13 protein-coding genes are annotated in these 16,320 nt (G+C 72.4%); 4 read left to right on the top strand and 9 right to left on the bottom strand.

From position 1 onward, the window contains the following. Nucleotides 1-187: 187 nt before the first annotated feature. From pfkB to ADK64_RS11135, 3 genes are all read right to left on the bottom strand, one after another. Complete coding sequence (gene pfkB, locus ADK64_RS11125; RefSeq protein WP_053657646.1) at nucleotides 188-1,135, bottom strand: 1-phosphofructokinase; 948 nt, start codon at nucleotides 1,133-1,135, stop codon at nucleotides 188-190. Continuing rightward, on the bottom strand, nucleotides 1,132-1,893 hold the full coding sequence (locus tag ADK64_RS11130) for a DeoR/GlpR family DNA-binding transcription regulator (protein ID WP_053657648.1): 762 nt from the start codon (nucleotides 1,891-1,893) through the stop codon (nucleotides 1,132-1,134). Before ADK64_RS11130 ends, pfkB begins: the two co-directional genes overlap by 4 nt. Nucleotides 1,894-2,150: 257 nt before the next feature. Then, entirely contained in the window at nucleotides 2,151-3,590 is a 1,440-nt protein-coding gene (locus ADK64_RS11135; protein ID WP_234384546.1) for an MFS transporter, read from the bottom strand. A gap of 287 nt (nucleotides 3,591-3,877) precedes the next feature. Between ADK64_RS11135 and ADK64_RS11140 the strand changes: the two genes are divergently transcribed. Then, nucleotides 3,878-4,861 (top strand): helix-turn-helix transcriptional regulator, encoded by a 984-nt coding sequence (locus ADK64_RS11140; protein ID WP_199829568.1) that lies wholly within the window; start codon nucleotides 3,878-3,880, stop codon nucleotides 4,859-4,861. 126 nt (nucleotides 4,862-4,987) lie between these two features. On the opposite strand, the gene ADK64_RS11145 is transcribed toward ADK64_RS11140, so the two are convergent. From ADK64_RS11145 to ADK64_RS11155, 3 genes are all read right to left on the bottom strand, one after another. Continuing rightward, nucleotides 4,988-5,596: a TetR/AcrR family transcriptional regulator gene (locus ADK64_RS11145; RefSeq protein ID WP_053658205.1), complete on the bottom strand. Its 609-nt coding sequence runs from the start codon at nucleotides 5,594-5,596 to the stop codon at nucleotides 4,988-4,990. A gap of 833 nt (nucleotides 5,597-6,429) precedes the next feature. Beyond that, nucleotides 6,430-7,428, bottom strand: coding sequence for a sigma-70 family RNA polymerase sigma factor (locus tag ADK64_RS11150; RefSeq protein WP_053657652.1), 999 nt, complete (start codon nucleotides 7,426-7,428; stop codon nucleotides 6,430-6,432). 461 nt (nucleotides 7,429-7,889) lie between these two features. Then, nucleotides 7,890-8,657, bottom strand: coding sequence for a dioxygenase (locus ADK64_RS11155; protein WP_053658207.1), 768 nt, complete (start codon nucleotides 8,655-8,657; stop codon nucleotides 7,890-7,892). A 215-nt stretch (nucleotides 8,658-8,872) separates the two neighbouring features. Between ADK64_RS11155 and ADK64_RS11160 the strand changes: the two genes are divergently transcribed. Continuing rightward, nucleotides 8,873-9,385 (top strand): MarR family winged helix-turn-helix transcriptional regulator, encoded by a 513-nt coding sequence (locus ADK64_RS11160; RefSeq protein WP_053657654.1) that lies wholly within the window; start codon nucleotides 8,873-8,875, stop codon nucleotides 9,383-9,385. Between the two features lie 10 nt (nucleotides 9,386-9,395). Here the strand turns inward: ADK64_RS11160 and ADK64_RS11165 are convergent, their stop codons facing one another. Both ADK64_RS11165 and ADK64_RS11170 read right to left on the bottom strand, forming a co-directional pair. Then, nucleotides 9,396-10,943 (bottom strand): MFS transporter, encoded by a 1,548-nt coding sequence (locus ADK64_RS11165; RefSeq protein ID WP_053657656.1) that lies wholly within the window; start codon nucleotides 10,941-10,943, stop codon nucleotides 9,396-9,398. A 179-nt stretch (nucleotides 10,944-11,122) separates the two neighbouring features. Then, the gene (locus ADK64_RS11170; RefSeq protein WP_199829586.1) at nucleotides 11,123-11,737 is read right to left on the bottom strand and encodes a TetR/AcrR family transcriptional regulator; all 615 of its coding nucleotides are present in this window, start codon (nucleotides 11,735-11,737) and stop codon (nucleotides 11,123-11,125) included. A 508-nt stretch (nucleotides 11,738-12,245) separates the two neighbouring features. On the opposite strand from ADK64_RS11170, the gene ADK64_RS11175 reads away from it, so the two are divergent. Together ADK64_RS11175 and ADK64_RS11180 are read left to right on the top strand one after the other, a co-directional pair. After that, nucleotides 12,246-13,481 carry a M6 family metalloprotease domain-containing protein gene (locus tag ADK64_RS11175; RefSeq protein ID WP_053657660.1) on the top strand — a complete coding sequence of 412 codons (1,236 nt, stop codon included), beginning with the start codon at nucleotides 12,246-12,248 and terminating at the stop codon, nucleotides 13,479-13,481. A 65-nt stretch (nucleotides 13,482-13,546) separates the two neighbouring features. Then, on the top strand, nucleotides 13,547-15,154 hold the full coding sequence (locus tag ADK64_RS11180) for an IclR family transcriptional regulator domain-containing protein (protein WP_053657662.1): 1,608 nt from the start codon (nucleotides 13,547-13,549) through the stop codon (nucleotides 15,152-15,154). A 10-nt stretch (nucleotides 15,155-15,164) separates the two neighbouring features. Here the strand turns inward: ADK64_RS11180 and ADK64_RS11185 are convergent, their stop codons facing one another. Then, nucleotides 15,165-16,298, bottom strand: coding sequence for an acyl-CoA dehydrogenase family protein (locus ADK64_RS11185; protein WP_053657663.1), 1,134 nt, complete (start codon nucleotides 16,296-16,298; stop codon nucleotides 15,165-15,167). Nucleotides 16,299-16,320 lie beyond the last annotated feature (22 nt).

The following is a 16,320-nucleotide window of genomic DNA, read 5'->3' on the forward strand; positions in this document are numbered from 1 at the left end:
GAGACGGGGCCGGGGAAACCCCGCCTCCCGGAGGCGGCACCGTGGCTCGGCCGGTGGTGCCGCCGGGTGGCCACGGCGAGTAACGGGGAGTCTCGCCGTTTCGGGGCCGGTCGGGTGGGGCGCGTGGATGCGGGGCGCGCTCCCAGTCGCCGGGTGCCGGGGCGTGCACCACGGGGCGTGAGGGGGGTCATGACACCGGCTCCGTCAGTTCGCGGTCGAGCGGGATCTCGGCCGTGACGGTCACCGCCGCCGGGTCCAGGTCGGCTGGGGTCGGCATCACGCTGCCGGGGAGCTGGACGGCGGCGGCGCCGTGGGCGACGGCGGAGGCGAGGGCCTCGGGACCGCTGCCGCCGGCGATCAGGAAGCCGGCGAGGGAGGAGTCGCCGGCGCCGACGTTGCTGCGGACGTTGTCCACGCGCGCGCGGGCGAACCAGGCGCCCCTGTCCTCCACGAGGAGCTGCCCGTCGGCGCCCAGGCTCGCGAGCACGGCGCGTGCGCCCATGCCGCGCAACTCCTCGGCCGCCTTCAGGGCGTCACCCACGGTTGCCAGGGGGCGCGCGACGGCTTCCGCGAGCTCTTCGGCGTTCGGCTTCACCACGTCGGGCCGCGCACACAGCGCCTCCAGCAGCGCGCGCCCCGAGGTGTCCAGGGCGATACGTGCGCCTCCGGCGTGCGCCCGCGTGACGACGTCGGCGTACCACGAGGGCGCGAGCCCCCGGGGCAGGCTGCCGCAGCACGCGATCCAGTCGGCGTCGCGCGACTGGGCGCGCACCGTGTCCAGGAGGAGCTCCTGTTCCTCCGCGGACAGCTCCGGGCCCGGCGCGTTGATCTTGGTGAGCACCCCGTCGGACTCCGCGAGCGCGATGTTGGAGCGGGTGGCGCCGGCGACCGGGACCGGCGCGACCTCGATGCCCTGCGCGTCGAGCAGATCCGCGACGAGCGCCCCCGGCGCACCGCCCAGGGGCAGGACGGCGACCGTGCGCCGTCCGGCGGCGGCGACGGCGCGCGAGACGTTCACGCCCTTGCCGCCCGGGTCCATGCGTTCGCCGGTGGCGCGGATGACCTCGCCGCGTTCCAGGGTGGGGACCTCGTAGGTGCGGTCGAGGGAGGGGTTGGGGGTGACGGTGAGGATCATGCGCGCACTACTTCCGTGCCGCCGCGTTCGATGGCGGCGGAGTCTTCCGGGCTCAGCCCGCTGTCGGTGATCAGCAGGTCCACGTCGCTCAGGTCGCCGAAGCGGGCGAAGTGCTCCTGGCCGTACTTGGCGGAGTCGGCCAGCAGCACCACGCGGCGGGCGGCGGCGACGGCGGCCCGCTTGACCGCGGCCTCGGCGAGGTCGGGGGTGGTCAGACCGTGCTCGGCGGAGAAGCCGTTGGCCGCCACGAACAGCACGTCCGCCCGGATCTCGCCGTATGCGCGCAGCGCCCAGGCGTCCACGGCGGCGCGCGTGCGGTGCCGTACGCGCCCCCCGACCAGATGGAGCTGGATACCGGGGTGGTCGGCGAGGCGGGCGGCGATGGGCAGGCTGTGCGTGACGACCGTGAGGGAGGACTCCAGCGGGATCGCGGCGGCGACCCGCGCGACCGTCGTACCCGCGTCGAGGATCATCGTGCCCTCGGTCGGCAGTTCGGCGAGGGCGGCCTTGGCGATGCGGTCCTTCTCGTCGGCGGCGGTGGACTCGCGTTCGGCGAGGTCCGGTTCGAAGTCGAGGCGGCCGGCCGGGATGGCGCCGCCGTGCACCCGGCGGACGAGACCGGCGCGGTCGAGGGCCTTCAGGTCACGGCGAATGGTTTCCGCAGTGACCTGGAACTCCTCGGCGAGCGACAGCACGTCCACCCGGCCGCCGTCACGGGCGATCCGGAGGATCTCCTGCTGCCGTTCCGGTGCGTACATTCCGCTCGCCTCCACCTGCTGCGATCGACTCGATCGAATCGTTGTCCGGTCGCCCCCGGATACCTCCGGATGCCTCCCGCCGCTTCCGACCACTTCCGGATCATGCCCGAACGTGTGGTTTCAGTGCGAGGCTACGTCCGAATTTCCGGAAAGTAAACAGGTTCAGACTTCAATCGGGCATGAACGGACTTCCGGCTCTGCCGGGACGACAGAAAGGCCCGGCACCTGTTCGGTGCCGGGCCTTGCGTCCTGCCTGGTCAGGACACCAGCTCGGGCTCCTTCTCCGGCGCCGGCAGTTCCTCGTCCGCCGCACCCTCCACATGCTGGGCCGGCCGCTTGGGCAGGGCGGACATCAGCAGGAAGATCGCGCCCATGACCCCGGCGACCCACCACAGCGCGTGCTGGAATGCGTGCACGAAGGCCGGGCCGACCTGGGCCGGAGCCAGCCGGTCGCCGATCTCGCCGAAGAACACCACCGAAACGAGCCCCAGCCCGAGCGCGTTGCCCATCTGCTGCACGGTGTTGATCAGCCCGGACGCGGAACCGGCGTGCTCGCGCGGCACCTCCGAGAGCACCGCGTCCGTCAGCGGGGCGACGATCAGCCCCATGCCGGCACCCATCACGACCAGCGGCAGGGCCATCTGCCAGGAGGCGATGGCGAGGCCGTAGTGGTGGGCCTCCCACAGGTAGACCAGCACACCCGCGCCCATCACCAGCGCGCCCGACTGGAGCACCTTGCGGCCGAAGCGCGGGACCAGCTTCTGCACCGACATCCCGGCGGCCACGGACACCGCGATCGAGAACGGCACCCCGGTCAGCCCCGCGCGCAGCGGGCTCCAGCCCAGACCGATCTGCATGTACAGCGTCCAGACCAGGAAGAAGATGCCGAGCGCGACACCGAAGACGGTCTGTACGGCGATGCCGGCGGCGAAGCTCTTCACCCGGAACAGGGACAGCTCGACCAGCGGAGAGCCGTCGCGGGCCGCCTTGCGCCGCTCGTACGCCACCAGCGCCGCGAACACGACGAGCGCGCCCGCCATCGAGACGTACCCCCACAGCGGCCAGCCCAGCTCGCGGCCGCGGGTGAGCGGGTAGAGCAGCATCAGCAGGCCCAGCGAGACCAGGGCGACGCCGACGAGGTCCAGCTTCAGCGCCTTGGGGGCCTTGGACTCGGTGATGAAGCGGCGGCCGAGCAGCCAGGCCATGACGCCGACCGGCAGGTTGATGAGGAAGATGGGGCGCCATTCGAGGCCGAACAGGTTCCACTCCGTCAGCAGCGCGCCGAGCAGCGGGCCGGAGACCGCGCCCAGGCCGACGATCGCGCCGAACAGGCCGAAGACCTTGCCGCGCTCGTGGGCCGGGAAGGTGGCGTGCACGATCGACAGCACCTGCGGCACCATCATCGCCGCCATGCCGCCCTGCAGTATGCGGGAGGCGACCAGCATCTCCGGGTTCACCGCGAAACCACACAGCGCGGAGGCGAGCGTGAAGCCGCCGATGCCGAGCAGGAAGAGCCGCCTGCGGCCGTGGATGTCGCCGAGCCGGCCGCCGGTGATCAGGCCGGCGGCGAAGGCGAGGGCGTAACCGGCGGTGATCCACTGGATCTGGCTGACCGAGGCGCCGGCGTCCCGCTGGATGGACGGGATGGCGATGTTGACGATCGTCACGTCCACCAGGTCCATGAAGGCCGCGGTCATGACGATCGCCAGGGCCAGCCAGCGAGTGCGGTCGGATGAAGGTCCGGGAAGCGGCGCGGGGGCTGCCGTACGGATCGGGGTACGGGATGCCGCGGCGTCCCGGTCCCGGCCGGACGTCGGCTGCGGCTCGGTGTCGCGCGTCTGCGGCTCGGCGCGCCCCGCGCTGGAGCCCGTGGTGGATACGGTCCCGCGCCCGTCGGCGGCGTTGCGGTCGTTCGAGGTCATGACGTGAACCTACGTCCCCATTAGGTCAGATCGTGTCCTAGTCGTACGGCATGCTCGTATGCATGACTACCGACACACCGGCTCGGCTGCTGCAGTTGCTGTCGCTTCTCCAGACTCCGCGCGAGTGGCCCGGCGGTGAGCTGGCCGAACGGCTCAGGGTGTCCCGCCGTACCGTGCGGCGGGACATCGACCGGCTGCGGGAGCTGGGCTATCCGGTACAGGCCACGAAGGGCGCGGACGGCGGATACCGGCTGGTCGCGGGCAAGGCGATGCCTCCGCTGGTGCTGGACGACGAGGAGGCGGTGGCGATCGCGGTGGGGCTGCGGGCCGGTGCCGGACACGCGGTGGCGGGCGTGGACGAGGCGTCGGTACGGGCCCTGGCCAAGCTGGAACAGGTGCTGCCGGCCCGGCTGCGGCACCGGGTGTCCACGCTGCAGGCCGCGACCACCCCGCTGACCAGCGGGGACGGGGCGAGCATCGCGCCCGAGACGCTGACCGTGATGGCCTCGACGGTGGCGGGGCACGAGCGGCTGCGGTTCGCGTACCGGGACAAGGAGGGCGACGAGTCGCGCCGGCTGACCGAGCCGCACCGGCTGGTGTCGACGGGACGGCGGTGGTACCTGGTCGCCTACGACCTCGACCGCGCCGACTGGCGTACGTTCCGGGTGGACCGGGTGAGCGAGCCGTTCGCGACCGGGGTGCGGTTCGCGCCGCGGGAGTTGCCGGCGGGGGACGCCGCCGAGTATCTGCGGCAGTCCATCCACCGGCGGCAGGAGACGTACGAGTTCACGGTGCGCTTCGCCGCACCGGCCGAGCGGGTCTCCGCGCACGTGCCGGCGTGGCTCGGGGTGCCGGAGGACGACGGGGAGGGCGGCTGCGTCCTGAGGGGCACGTCCGGCGATCCGGTGGAGTGGCTGGCGGTACGGCTGGCGATGGCCGGGGTGGAGTTCACGGTACGGGAGCCGGGCGAACTCGTGGAGTGTGTACGGGAGTTGGGGAGCCGGCTGAGCCGGGCGGGGGGCGTGCGGCCGTCCGACGGAACCTGACCGGAGCCTGACTGGAACCCGCCCCCAGGACCCCGCCGCCAGTACCCCGCACCGGGACGCGTCTCCCGGATCGACCCTGCCCCCGGACCCCCTGCCGGACCCCGGAACCGGATCCCGCGGGACGGTCTAGTCCTCCCCGCCCCAGGCGAAGCCGCGCAGGGCCCCGAGATTGCGCAGGGCCAGGGCCGCCGGGCCCTGCGGGCCGGTGGGCGGCTCGGAGGTGGCGGCCCAGGACTCCACGGCCACGCGGACGGCCGCACCGGCGACGGCCGCGGCGAAGCGGAGGGCAGGGGTGACCGGGCGGGGCCCGGCGGGCACCGGGCCGGCTCCGAGGGCCTCCCCCCGCGTCGCGAGGATCTCGCCCAGCGTCGTCTCCGATGCCTGGCACACCTCGGCCCAGACCTTGCGCAGGGCCGGGCTGGTGTCGGCCAGGCGGATGAGGGTGCGGACCCACTCCCAGGACGCCGCCGAGACGCCGATGCCGGGGGTGAGGGTGTGCTGGACGGCGTGTTCCAGCGCCTCCGGGACGCCGAGGTGGGCCGGGGCCGCGCGGACCGCTTCCGCCCAGCGCTGGGCGCCGGCGGCGTAGAGCGGGGCGACCGCTTCCTCCTTGGTGGCGAAGTAGCGGTAGAAGGTACGGGGCGCGATGCCCGCGGCCTGGGCGATGTCCTCGGCGCGGGTCGCCCGCAGGCCACGGCGGACGAACAGGCCGCCCGCCGCCCGGGCGATCTCCATCCGGGTCTCGGCCTTCCTGCGTTCGGTCAGCGAGACCGGTGCGGAGGCGGAAAACGGCTGGTCAGCGGCGCTGGGGGTGGTGCTCATCCGGGCAGGCTATGCCCATGTGGCAGAATCTGCCATCCGGCGGTCCACCCCGGGGTTCAGGTACGGGGTGGGCCGCCGTTCCAGCACCTCCCGGGCGCGGCGATCGCGCCTGCGGTCCCGCCGGCCGGGCAACGGCTCACGGCCCGGCCGTAGTTGGCCGAACCAGCCCTCGACGACGGCCTCCGTACGGCTGGACGGCCACGGCGCCGTGCGCCCGTGCACAGGCCGTCCGGGGCACACAACAGGCCTGTCACGTGCGGGAGTTACGGTCCGGCCGCGTGGACATGAGAGAGCCGGGCTCCGGCACCCGGGGGGGATGGGTGCCGAAGCCCGGCCTTGGGAGGTCCCGGCGCCGGGGGGGATAGTGCGTCGGGACGTGGCTCACGTGGGGACGGCCGGCGGTGCGATGGTCGCCGTGCGGTGCGGCTGTGGTGTGGTGCCGTGCGGTGTCAGGTTCGGTGTCAGGTGCGGAGCGGATGCACTGTGTCGCGGTGCTGTGGGGAGTGCGGTCGCGGTTCGCGGGGCACGCATGGGTTGTTCCCGCGGGCCCGGGCGTTGAAGCGATCGGACTACGCCATGTTTGCGCCGTCTTTCGCCACCGGCGTGCGCGGCCCCGGGCAGCGCACGCCCCACAACGACGCACACCAGGCGCAGCCGCGTCCCCAGCCCCGTACGCCCACGCAACCGCGCCCCCTTCCCCGCCTTCCCTGCTCCTGCAAGCCGGTACGCCGCCGCCCCCGCATCCCTTACGCCGCCGCGTCGAACCCGGTGTCCCGCGCCAGCTTCTTCAGCTCCAGCAGTGCGTGCTTCTCGATCTGGCGGATCCGCTCGCGGGTCAGACCGTGCTCCTTGCCGACCTCCGTCAGGGTCCGCTCGCGGCCGTCCTCGATGCCGTAACGCATCTTGATGATGGAGGCCGTGCGCTGGTCCAGACGGCCGATCAGGTCGTCCAGTTCCTCGCTGCGCAGCAGCGTCATGACGGACTGCTCGGGAGAGACCGCCGAGGTGTCCTCCAGGAGGTCGCCGAACTGGGTGTCGCCCTCGTCGTCCACCGCCATGTTCAGCGAGACCGGGTCGCGGGCCCAGTCGAGGACGTCGGTGACACGCTCCGGTGTCGAGCCCAGCTCCGCGGCGATCTCCGCGGGCTCCGGGTCGCGGCCGTTCTCGCGGTTGAACTCACGCTGGACGCGGCGGATACGGCCCAGCTCCTCCACCAGGTGGACGGGGAGCCGGATCGTGCGGGACTGGTCGGCGATGGAGCGGGTGATGGCCTGACGGATCCACCAGGTGGCGTACGTCGAGAACTTGAAGCCCTTGCGGTAGTCGAACTTCTCCACCGCGCGCACCAGGCCGGCGTTGCCCTCCTGGATCAGGTCCAGCAGGGGCAGGCCACTGCGCGGGTAGCGCCGGGCCACGGCGACGACCAGGCGGAGGTTGGAGCGGATGAAGACGTCCTTGGCCCGCTCGCCGGCGGTCACCAGCGCTTCCAGCTCCTCACGGGTGGCATCCGACGCGGACTCCTCCTCGCCGTCGAGGACCTGCCGCGCGAAGACACCCGCCTCGATGGTCTGGGACAGCTCGACCTCCTTCGCGGCGTCGAGCAGTGGCGTGCGCGCGATCTCGTCGAGGTACATACCGACCAGGTCACGGTCGGCGATCTCGCCGCCATGTGCGCGAAGCCTGCTTGCCGAGTCGGCCGTCTCGCCGGAGGCGGACTGACGACGGGCGACGGCACGGGTTGCCATGCGTGCTCCCTTGCGTTGGGGCGGTGGTCCTGGTGGGCGCTCAGCACTCCGGGGACTGTGGGGGAACTCTCCTCGTGTGCCCTGCATCCGATGGAAACAACGACTGGAATCCGGACAGAATTCCCAACCTGCCCCTCAATTTTTCTGATCATGCAGTACCCTGTTGCGCCGCACGGGCGTCAGGGCGCCGCAGAACGTACAGAGCTGCAGGTCAGGCTGGGAGTCGAGGGAGATCTCGACCGCCTCGCAGCGGTCCAAGACCGCAATCGCCCTGTCCGTGAGACGGCCCTCACATGCGACACCGCGACCACCTTCACTTCGGGAGAGCGCCGCCCTTGGCCACCCTCCCACCCGGAAGACGGCCCGTGCCGGCCGATGGTTGCCACGGAAACCGAATCACAACAAAACCAGGGGTACGCCACATGCGGCCCTTACCGGGCGAAGGTCGCGCACGTCACTCCTCAGCCGAACTGCACCGACCGCTTCGCCATGCCCATCCAGAACCCGTCGATCACGGACCTCTGCGCGTCCAGCTCGCCGCCCGCCTCGGCCGCGCCCATGGTGACGAAGAGCGGGGCGAAGTGTTCGGTGCGCGGGTGGGCGTAGCGGCCGGCCGGGGCCTTGTCCAGGAAGTCCAGCAGGGCGTCCCAGTCCCGGGCCTCCAGGGCGGCACGGCCCCAGTCGTCGAACTCGGAGGACCAGCTGGGCACGCCCCCGCCCGTGTACCGCAGGGCGGCGAGGTTGTGGGTGAAGAAGCCGGAACCGACGATCAGCACCCCCTCGTCCCGCAAGGGGGCGAGCTTGCGGCCGATGTCCATCAGGCGGACCGGGTCGAGGGTGGGCAGGGAGATCTGCAGGACGGGGATGTCGGCGGCCGGGTACATCTCGACGAGCGGGACGTAGGCACCGTGGTCGAGGCCGCGGTCGGGGATGTCCTGGACGGGGATGCCGGGGGCGCGCAGCAGCTTGCGCACGGACTCGGCGAGCCCGGGGGCGCCGGGGGCGTCGTACCGGACCCGGTAGTAGTGCTCGGGGAAGCCCCAGAAGTCGTGGACGAGCGGGACCGTACGCACGGCACCCAGCGCGAGCGGGGCCTCCTCCCAGTGGGCGGAGACCATGAGAATCGCCTTCGGGCGGGGCAGGCCGGCGGACCAGGCTGCGAGCTGGCCGGGCCAGACGGGGTCGTCGGCGAGGGGAGGCGCGCCATGGCTGAGATAGAGGGCGGGCATACGCCCCTCCGGCGTGCCCTCCACGCGCGTGCCCTCCGCCGGCACGCGCTCCTGCGGGACGCGTTCCCGCGTTCCAGGGGGCATGGCAGGCATGGCGGACGCAGTGGACATGGCGGTGGCTCCCCACGGATACTTTGCTTTAACTCTCAAGTTCTATGCAGAGACTACGCCCGACTTGTTCAAGTTTCAAGGAGACGGCTCGTACAGTGGGAGACATGAACACGGCACCCGACTCCGCCGACGCACGGCATCGCTGGCTCACCGACGGGGAACAGCGCGTCTGGCGTGCGTACATGCACGCCACCACCCTGCTGGAGGACCACCTCGACCGGCAGCTCCAGCGTGACGCGGGCATGCCGCACATCTACTACGGGCTGCTCGTCGGCCTCGCCGAGGCGCCGCGGCGGCGGCTGCGGATGACCGAACTGGCGATGAAGTCGAAGATCACCCGCTCCCGGCTGTCGCACGCGGTCGCGCGGCTGGAGAAGAACGGCTGGGTGCGCCGCGAGGACTGTCCCTCGGACAAGCGCGGCCAGTTCGCGGTCCTCACGGACGAGGGGCTCGCGGTGCTCAAGCGCACCGCGCCGGGCCATGTGGACGCCGTGCGGCAGGCGATGTTCGACCGGCTCTCCCAGGAACAGCAGAAGGCCCTCGGCGAGATCATGGAGATCGTCGCCGAGGGCCTCCAGCCCAACGAAGCGGGTGCGGACCTGCCCTGGCTCCGCTAGCGGCTCACCGTCAGTGGGCCACCACCGGCACCGGCACGGCGTCCTCGGCGTTCTCGGCGCCGTCGCCGGAGGCCACCGGGGTGGAGCCCGGGCGGCCGGCGTTGACGAAGGTGAACGCGATCAGCGAGGCCAGCGCCAGGATGCCGACGGCGAGCCAGATCGCGGAGCTGTAGCCGTGCACCATGCCCTGGAGCTTCACCAGCTCCTGCTGCGGCCTGGTCGCGGCGCCGGCGATGTGGTCCTTGACGTACGACGTCATCGCCGAGGCGGCGATGGTGTTCAGCAGCGCGGTGCCGATCGCGCCGCCCACCTGCTGCGAGGTGTTGACCATCGCGGAGGCGACACCGGCGTCCCGGGGCTGGACACCCTGGGTGGCCAGGGACATCGCCGGCATGAAGGCCGTGCCCATGCCGAGGCCGAGCAGCACCATCGCGGGCAGCAGCTGGGTGCCGTACGAGGTGTCGATCTTCAGCTGGGTCAGGATCAGCATGCCGAGCGCGGCGACCAGGAAGCCGGGACCCATCAGGAAGCGCGCCGGGATCCGGGTCATCAGACGGGCGCCGATCTGGGTGGAGCCCGTGATCATGCCGGCCACCATCGGCAGGAACGCGAAGCCGGTCTTGACCGGCGAGTAGCCCTTCACGACCTGGAGGTAGTAGGTCAGGAAGAGGAACAGGCCGAACATGCCGATGATCGCGAGGCCGAGGGAGAGGTAGATACCGCCGCGGTTGCGGTCGGTCACCACGCGCAGCGGCAGCAGCGGGGCCTTGACCCGGGACTCGACGACCACGAAGGCGAGCAGCAGCACCGCGGACGCGACGAACATCGAGACGGTCACGGCGTCGCCCCAGCCGTTGGACTCGGCGCGCGTGAAGCCGTAGACGAGGGCGATCAGGCCGAGGCTGGACAGGAGCACGCCGGGGATGTCGAGCGGGGAGCGGTTGCGGCCGCCCTTGGGCTCGCGGATGACGAAGTAGGCGCCGGCCGCGGCGATGACGGCGAACGGGACGTTCACGAAGAAGGTCCAGCGCCAGTTCAGGTACTCGGTGAGGAAGCCGCCGAGGATCAGGCCCACGGCACCGCCGCCGCCGGCGATGGCGCCGTAGATGCCGAACGCCTTGGCGCGCTCCTTGGCGTCGGTGAACATCACCGCGAGCAGGGAGAGCGCGGCCGGGGCGAGCAGCGCGCCGAAGACGCCCTGGAGGGCGCGGGCGCCGAACATCATCGCGCCGGTGGTGGCGGCGCCGCCGAGCGCGGAGGCGAGGGCGAAGCCGATCAGACCGGTGACGAAGGCGCGCTTGCGGCCCCACTTGTCGGCGATCCGGCCGCCGAAGAGCAGCAGACCGCCGAAGGCGAGGGCGTAGGCCGTGACGACCCACTGCTTGTTGCCCTCGGATATGCCGAGGTCGGTCTGGGCGGAGGGCAGCGCGATGTTCACGATGGTGGCGTCGAGGACGACCATCAGCTGGGCGAGCGCGATGAAGACGAGCGCCTTCCAGCGGTTGGCGTCACCGCTCGGGGCGGCGGCGCCGGAAGCCTTGCGGGCTGTTTCGGACATGGGGTTACCCACTTCGGAACTTTCGTGACGGAAAACGAGAGGGAGGACGAGGGAGAACGAGAGGGAGGACTTCGCCGGAAAAGATGAAGTAGAGCGAAAAAACGGAACCTGCCACTACGGCTCGTCCACGGTGACGGCCGCTGTGGGGGTGGACTGGGGCGGGGAGCCGAACTGATCGGTCAGCCCTTGCGCAGCTCCCCGATGGTCACGGCCTCACCCGGCAGGGCGGAGCGGGCGGGTGCCCGCAGGCCGTCGAGGAACAGCTGCAGATGGCGGTGGACGAAACGGTCGTTGTGCAGGCAGTCCGTGCCGGCCGGGGGCCGGCTCAGCTGGGCCACGGCGATCATCAGGTCGCCGACACCGACGTCCGGCCGGAGCTGCCCTGCCGCCCTGGCCCGGCTCATGACCTCCTCGACGAGCTGCTCCAGGCGCTCGCGGGAGGCTTCCAGGTCGGGGTGGAACCGGTCGAAGGTGCTGGAGATCATCGGGCACAGCGCGCTGATCCGCTCGTCGGCGGAGGTGTGCACGAAGTGCTCCAGTGCGGCGAAGGCGTCCCCGGTCTCGGCGAGAGCCAGCTCGGCCGCCTCGGCCGTACGGTCCATGACGGAGCAGACGACCTCGCGGACGAGGGCGTCGCGGTCGGGGAAGTTGCGGTACACCGTGGCGTTGCCGACGCCGGCCCTGCGGGCGATGTCGTCCAGCGGCACATGCGGACCGTCCTCGACGAACATCTCCTGGGCGGCGGTGACGATCCGCTCCCGGTTGCGCACGGCGTCGGCCCGGGGCCGGGGCATCTTGCGCGGTGCCGGGGTGGTCGCGGTCGACACGGTCTACTCCTCGAAAGTGTGCGGGAGCCCCACGGGGTCGTTCCTGCCGGGGGCGATGATCGCGATCCGGGGAAGCAGTCCCCGTTTCGCTCGGACACACGGTTAAACGGGGAAGGGGTCCCCGGTTATTTCCCGCCCACAAAGAGAATGCCTGTGACCTGAGCCACACTCATCTCCGGTCGGGATTCACCCTCTTGCGGGCCCGCTTTCCCACGATCGGTCTCCTCCAGCGCGCGCCTGGCTCCCCCCTCGACACAGGGTGAGCGCAAGGGTGCAGCCGGAGATCCGCGGCTGCCGTGGAGCGAGAGGTTGACGCATGCCGCCGCAGCCGCCCCGCCACATACGCCTCCCTCACGAGCGCGTCCCCGCCGAGTGCCTGTCCCCCGGAGGCGCGGCCGACGAGGGGTTCGTCACGGACGAGGACCCTGCGGGGGAGGGGGGCGGGTGCGACGGGCGCCCGATACGCTCGCGCCGGATGGCCGCTCTCGCCGCGGTGACCGTTCTGACCCTCGCGGTCAGCACCTCGGCCGGGGCCGGACATCTGACGGCGCCCACCACCGCCGGGCCGATCGCCCTGGCCCGTTCCGCCGCCTTCGCACCCTGCATGATCCACGGCGGTTCCGACGTCCAGATGACCGAGGGCGTCCCCACCCCGCACGGATACTCCCGCTCCACGGGCACGGTGCACGCCCTGACCCTGATGGTCGACTTCTCCGACGCGCCGGGCGAGGGCAGCGCGATGAGCCGCTTCCACGAGTTCTTCCCGCAGACCCAGCAGTGGTTCCGCACCGCGTCGTACGGCCGTCTCGACTACGTGCCCGAGACGCCGGTCACCGACTGGCTGCGGATGCCCAAGCCCTTCAAGGAGTACGGCATAGGGCGCGGCGCGCCCTTCGACCCCGGCTACCGGCAACTGGTGCAGGACCTCGTGGCCGCGGCCGACCCCAGGGTGGACTTCCGCTCGTACGACCTCCTCAACGTCCTGGCCACCCCGAACGCCGGCCCCTCCGCGCTGGACACGGTCCTGTCCGTGACCTTCGCCGGGAACGGCGACGCCCCGGTCGCCGACGGCGTCCCCGTCGCCAACGCGTCCTTCGTCTACTCCCGCCAGGACGACGGCTCCGGCTCCTACTCCCGTACCGGCTACCGGGTGCTGCCGCACGAGAACAGCCACACCTTCGGGCTGCCCGACCTGTACACCCAGGAGGGCGGGGGCGTGGTCGGGCACTGGGACATCATGAGCGAGGACTGGGGGGCCAACAACGACCTGCTCGGCTGGCACAAATGGAAACTGGGCTGGCTGGACGTCTCTCAGATCAACTGCGCGGTCCGGCCGGGCAGCGCCGAGTACACGCTGACACCGCTGTCCCGGGCGGGCGGCGAGAAGCTGGTGTTCGTGCCTACGGACTCCCACAGCGGATACGCGCTGGAACTGCGCACCCAGGGCGGCAACGACGAGTCGGTGTGCCGCCCCGGCATCCTGATCTACAAGGTCGACGCGACGATCGACACCGGCCGCGGCCCGATCACGGTCTACGACGCCCACCGCAACAGCGGCGGCTGCACCCGCAGCCCCAACATCCAGGCAGAACTCTCCGACGCCCCCTTCTCCCCCGGCGAAACCTTCACGGACCCTGGCCACGGCATCACGGTCCAGGTGCTGGACGCGGATTCCGGGGGGAACTACCGGGTGCGGGTCTCCCGGGGGTGAGGCGGTCGGCCACCCGGCCGGCCGGGTTTACCGTAGGCGTGCCCGAACGCCGTACCGGAGAGTCGATGCCTGGGAAATCCGTACTGGACGCCGATGCACCTGCCGAGGACGGGCCGCCGGGGGAGGTGGTCGGGCCGCTGGTCCGCGGGGTCGGTGTGCTGCGGCGGCTGACCGAGGCGGGCGGCGTGCTGAGCCCGAGTGCGCTGGAGCGGGCCACCGGGCTCGCCCGGTCCACGGTCGACCGGATCGCCGCGACCCTGGCCCGCATGGACTACGTCCGCCTCGACGGCCGGGACGTCGTCCTCACCCCGCGCGTGATGGAGCTGGGCAACGCCTATCTGGCCGCCCTGCGCCTGCCCGCGCTGCTCGGCGCGCGCGCCGACGGCCTCGCCGACGAGCTGGACGAATCGGTGTCCCTCGCGGTCGCCGACCTCGACGGCGTCCGCTTCGTCCACCAGGCCACCCGGCGCCGCGCGCTGTCGGTGAGCTTCCGCATCGGCGACCTGCTGCCCGCCGAACGCACCGCGCCCGGAGCGCTGTTCGCGACCGGGTGGACCGAACCGGACTGGGCGCGCTGGCGGGAGCGCCGGGCCGCGGACCCGCGGGACACGGCCTTCCCCGCCGTACCACCCCGGCAGACACCCGCCGGCGACACGGCCTTCACGGACCGGGTGGAGCGGGCGCGCCAAGACGGCTGGGCCCTGGACGACCAGCTGATCGAACCGGGGCTGGTAGCGGTCTCCGTGCCGGTACGGGACCCGGACACCGGCCGCCCGGTCTGCGTGGCGAGCGTGGTCAGCCACACCAGCCGGCACTCGGCGGCCGACCTGCGCACCAGCCTGCTGCCCCGCCTGCGTACGGCGGTGGCGGCGATGGAGTCCGACCTGCGTACGGCACCCGTGCCCGAGCCCGGCCCGCCGCCCTCGGGCCTGGCGACCTGGACGACGGCGTCCAAGCACGAACTGGGCCGGGACTTCGTGGAGTCACTGGCCCGGGGTCTGACCGTGCTGACCGCGTTCGGCGCGGGCCGCTCGGCGCTGCCGCTGACCGAGGTGGCACGGGCGACCGGCCTGTCCCGGGCCACGGCCCGCCGCGCACTGCTCACCCATGAGCACCTGGGTCTGGTCAGCGCGCGCCCCGACCGCACCTTCACCCTCACCCCACGCGTACTGGACCTCGGCTTCCCACCCCTGTCCCGCACCACGCTCCCCCGCCTGGCCGAACCCCATCTGCGCGCCCTGGCGGACCGTCTGCACGAACCGACCGCGCTCGCGGTCCTCACCCCCGACGGCACGGAGATCCAGTACACGGCCGGGGCGGACACCGGCCGCGTCCTGACCGTGCACATCACCGTGGGGGCCCGTCTCCCGGCGGCGGCGACCTCCCTGGGCCGCGTCCTGCTGGCGGACAGCTCGCCCTCCTTCCCGGAGGTCCGCGCCCAGGGCTACGCCCTGGCCGACGAGGAACTGGAGTCGGGCCTGCGCTCCATCGCCGTACCGGTGCGCGACCGCACGGGCCGGGTGGTCGCCGCAGTGTGCGTGGCCACTCACGCGGCCCGCCGCACCCCTGAGTCCTGCGTCCACGACGTCCTCCCCGCCCTGCGCACCACCGCCGACCGCATCCGGACGGACCTCCGCGCGGCCTCCCGCTTCACCCGCGTCCCCCCGGCCTGAAACGCCGGGGTCAGAAGTGGGGTGAGGCCGGGTCGCCGCCGAGGCGCAGGTCGCCGACCCCGTCGAGGATCTTCTCGGCGGACGCGACATGGCGGCCCGCGGTGATGAGGTCGCGCAGGCACCGGTCGAGTGGGGTGCGCTCGGTGTAGACGGCGGCCGATCCCACGGCGTCGTACAGGAGCTGGACCGCCTCCCGGCAGGCCCGGTGGGCGAACTGGCGGGCCAGGGCCGCCGTACCGCGTTCGGGGGCCAGGCCCGCCGCCTGCGCGGTCCAGGTGTTCTCCAGCGTGGAGTACACGTAGGCGTCCGCCGCGCCGATCAGCGACTCGGCGTGCGCCAGGTCGGCCGGGACGCCCGGCCGGGGCAGCGCGGAACGCCTGGCGGCGAGGATCTCCCTGGCGGCGTTCAGCGCGGACCTGCCGATGCCCAGCGGCACGCCCGCCATCTTGAGGGCGAGGTTGTCGGCGCGCAGATGGAGCGGCTCGTGCCGGGTGCCGGACGGCACCAGCCCGAACGTGTGCCGTTCGGGGACGAACAGGTCGGCGACCTCGAAGTCGTGGGAGCCGGTGCCGCGCAGCCCGGTGGTGTGCCAGGTGTCGAGCACCCGTGCGTGCGCGGCGTCGAAGACGGCGATCCTCGGGGCGCCTTCCGGGGTCTGGAACCCGGCCATCACCCGGTCGGCGTGGGTGATCCCGCTGCCGTGGGTCCAGCGGCCCGACAGGACGTAGCCGCCGTCGCGCCGCTGCGCCCGCCCGGTCGGCGGCAGCACGGTCGCGGTGATCAGGTCCGGGTCCGGGAACAGCTCGGTGAACACCTGCGCGGGCAGCGAGACCACGGCCAGCGCGGCGTTCAGCGCGACGGCGGCGCACCAGGCGACCGAGGCGTCCCCCTCGGCCAACAGGTCGACGGCCCGCGTGATCTGCGGCACGGTCATCTCGACACCGCCCAGCCGCAGTGGCAGGGCGGCGCGCAGCAGCCCGGTGGCCTTCAGGCCGTCGAGGACGTCACCGGGAATCCGGCCCTGCCGCTCGATCTCCGGCGCGTGTGCCGGCAGGCCCGAGACGTACGCCCGTACGCGGTCCGTGACCGATGCGGCGGTCAGGCCCGGCTCGGCCCGGGCCGGCAGCTCCATGGTGGTGGTCATCCCGTCCTCCTGGTTCGGCGGG

The organism is Streptomyces sp. MMG1121 (genome assembly GCF_001280015.1).
Lineage (GTDB): Bacteria > Actinomycetota > Actinomycetes > Streptomycetales > Streptomycetaceae > Streptomyces.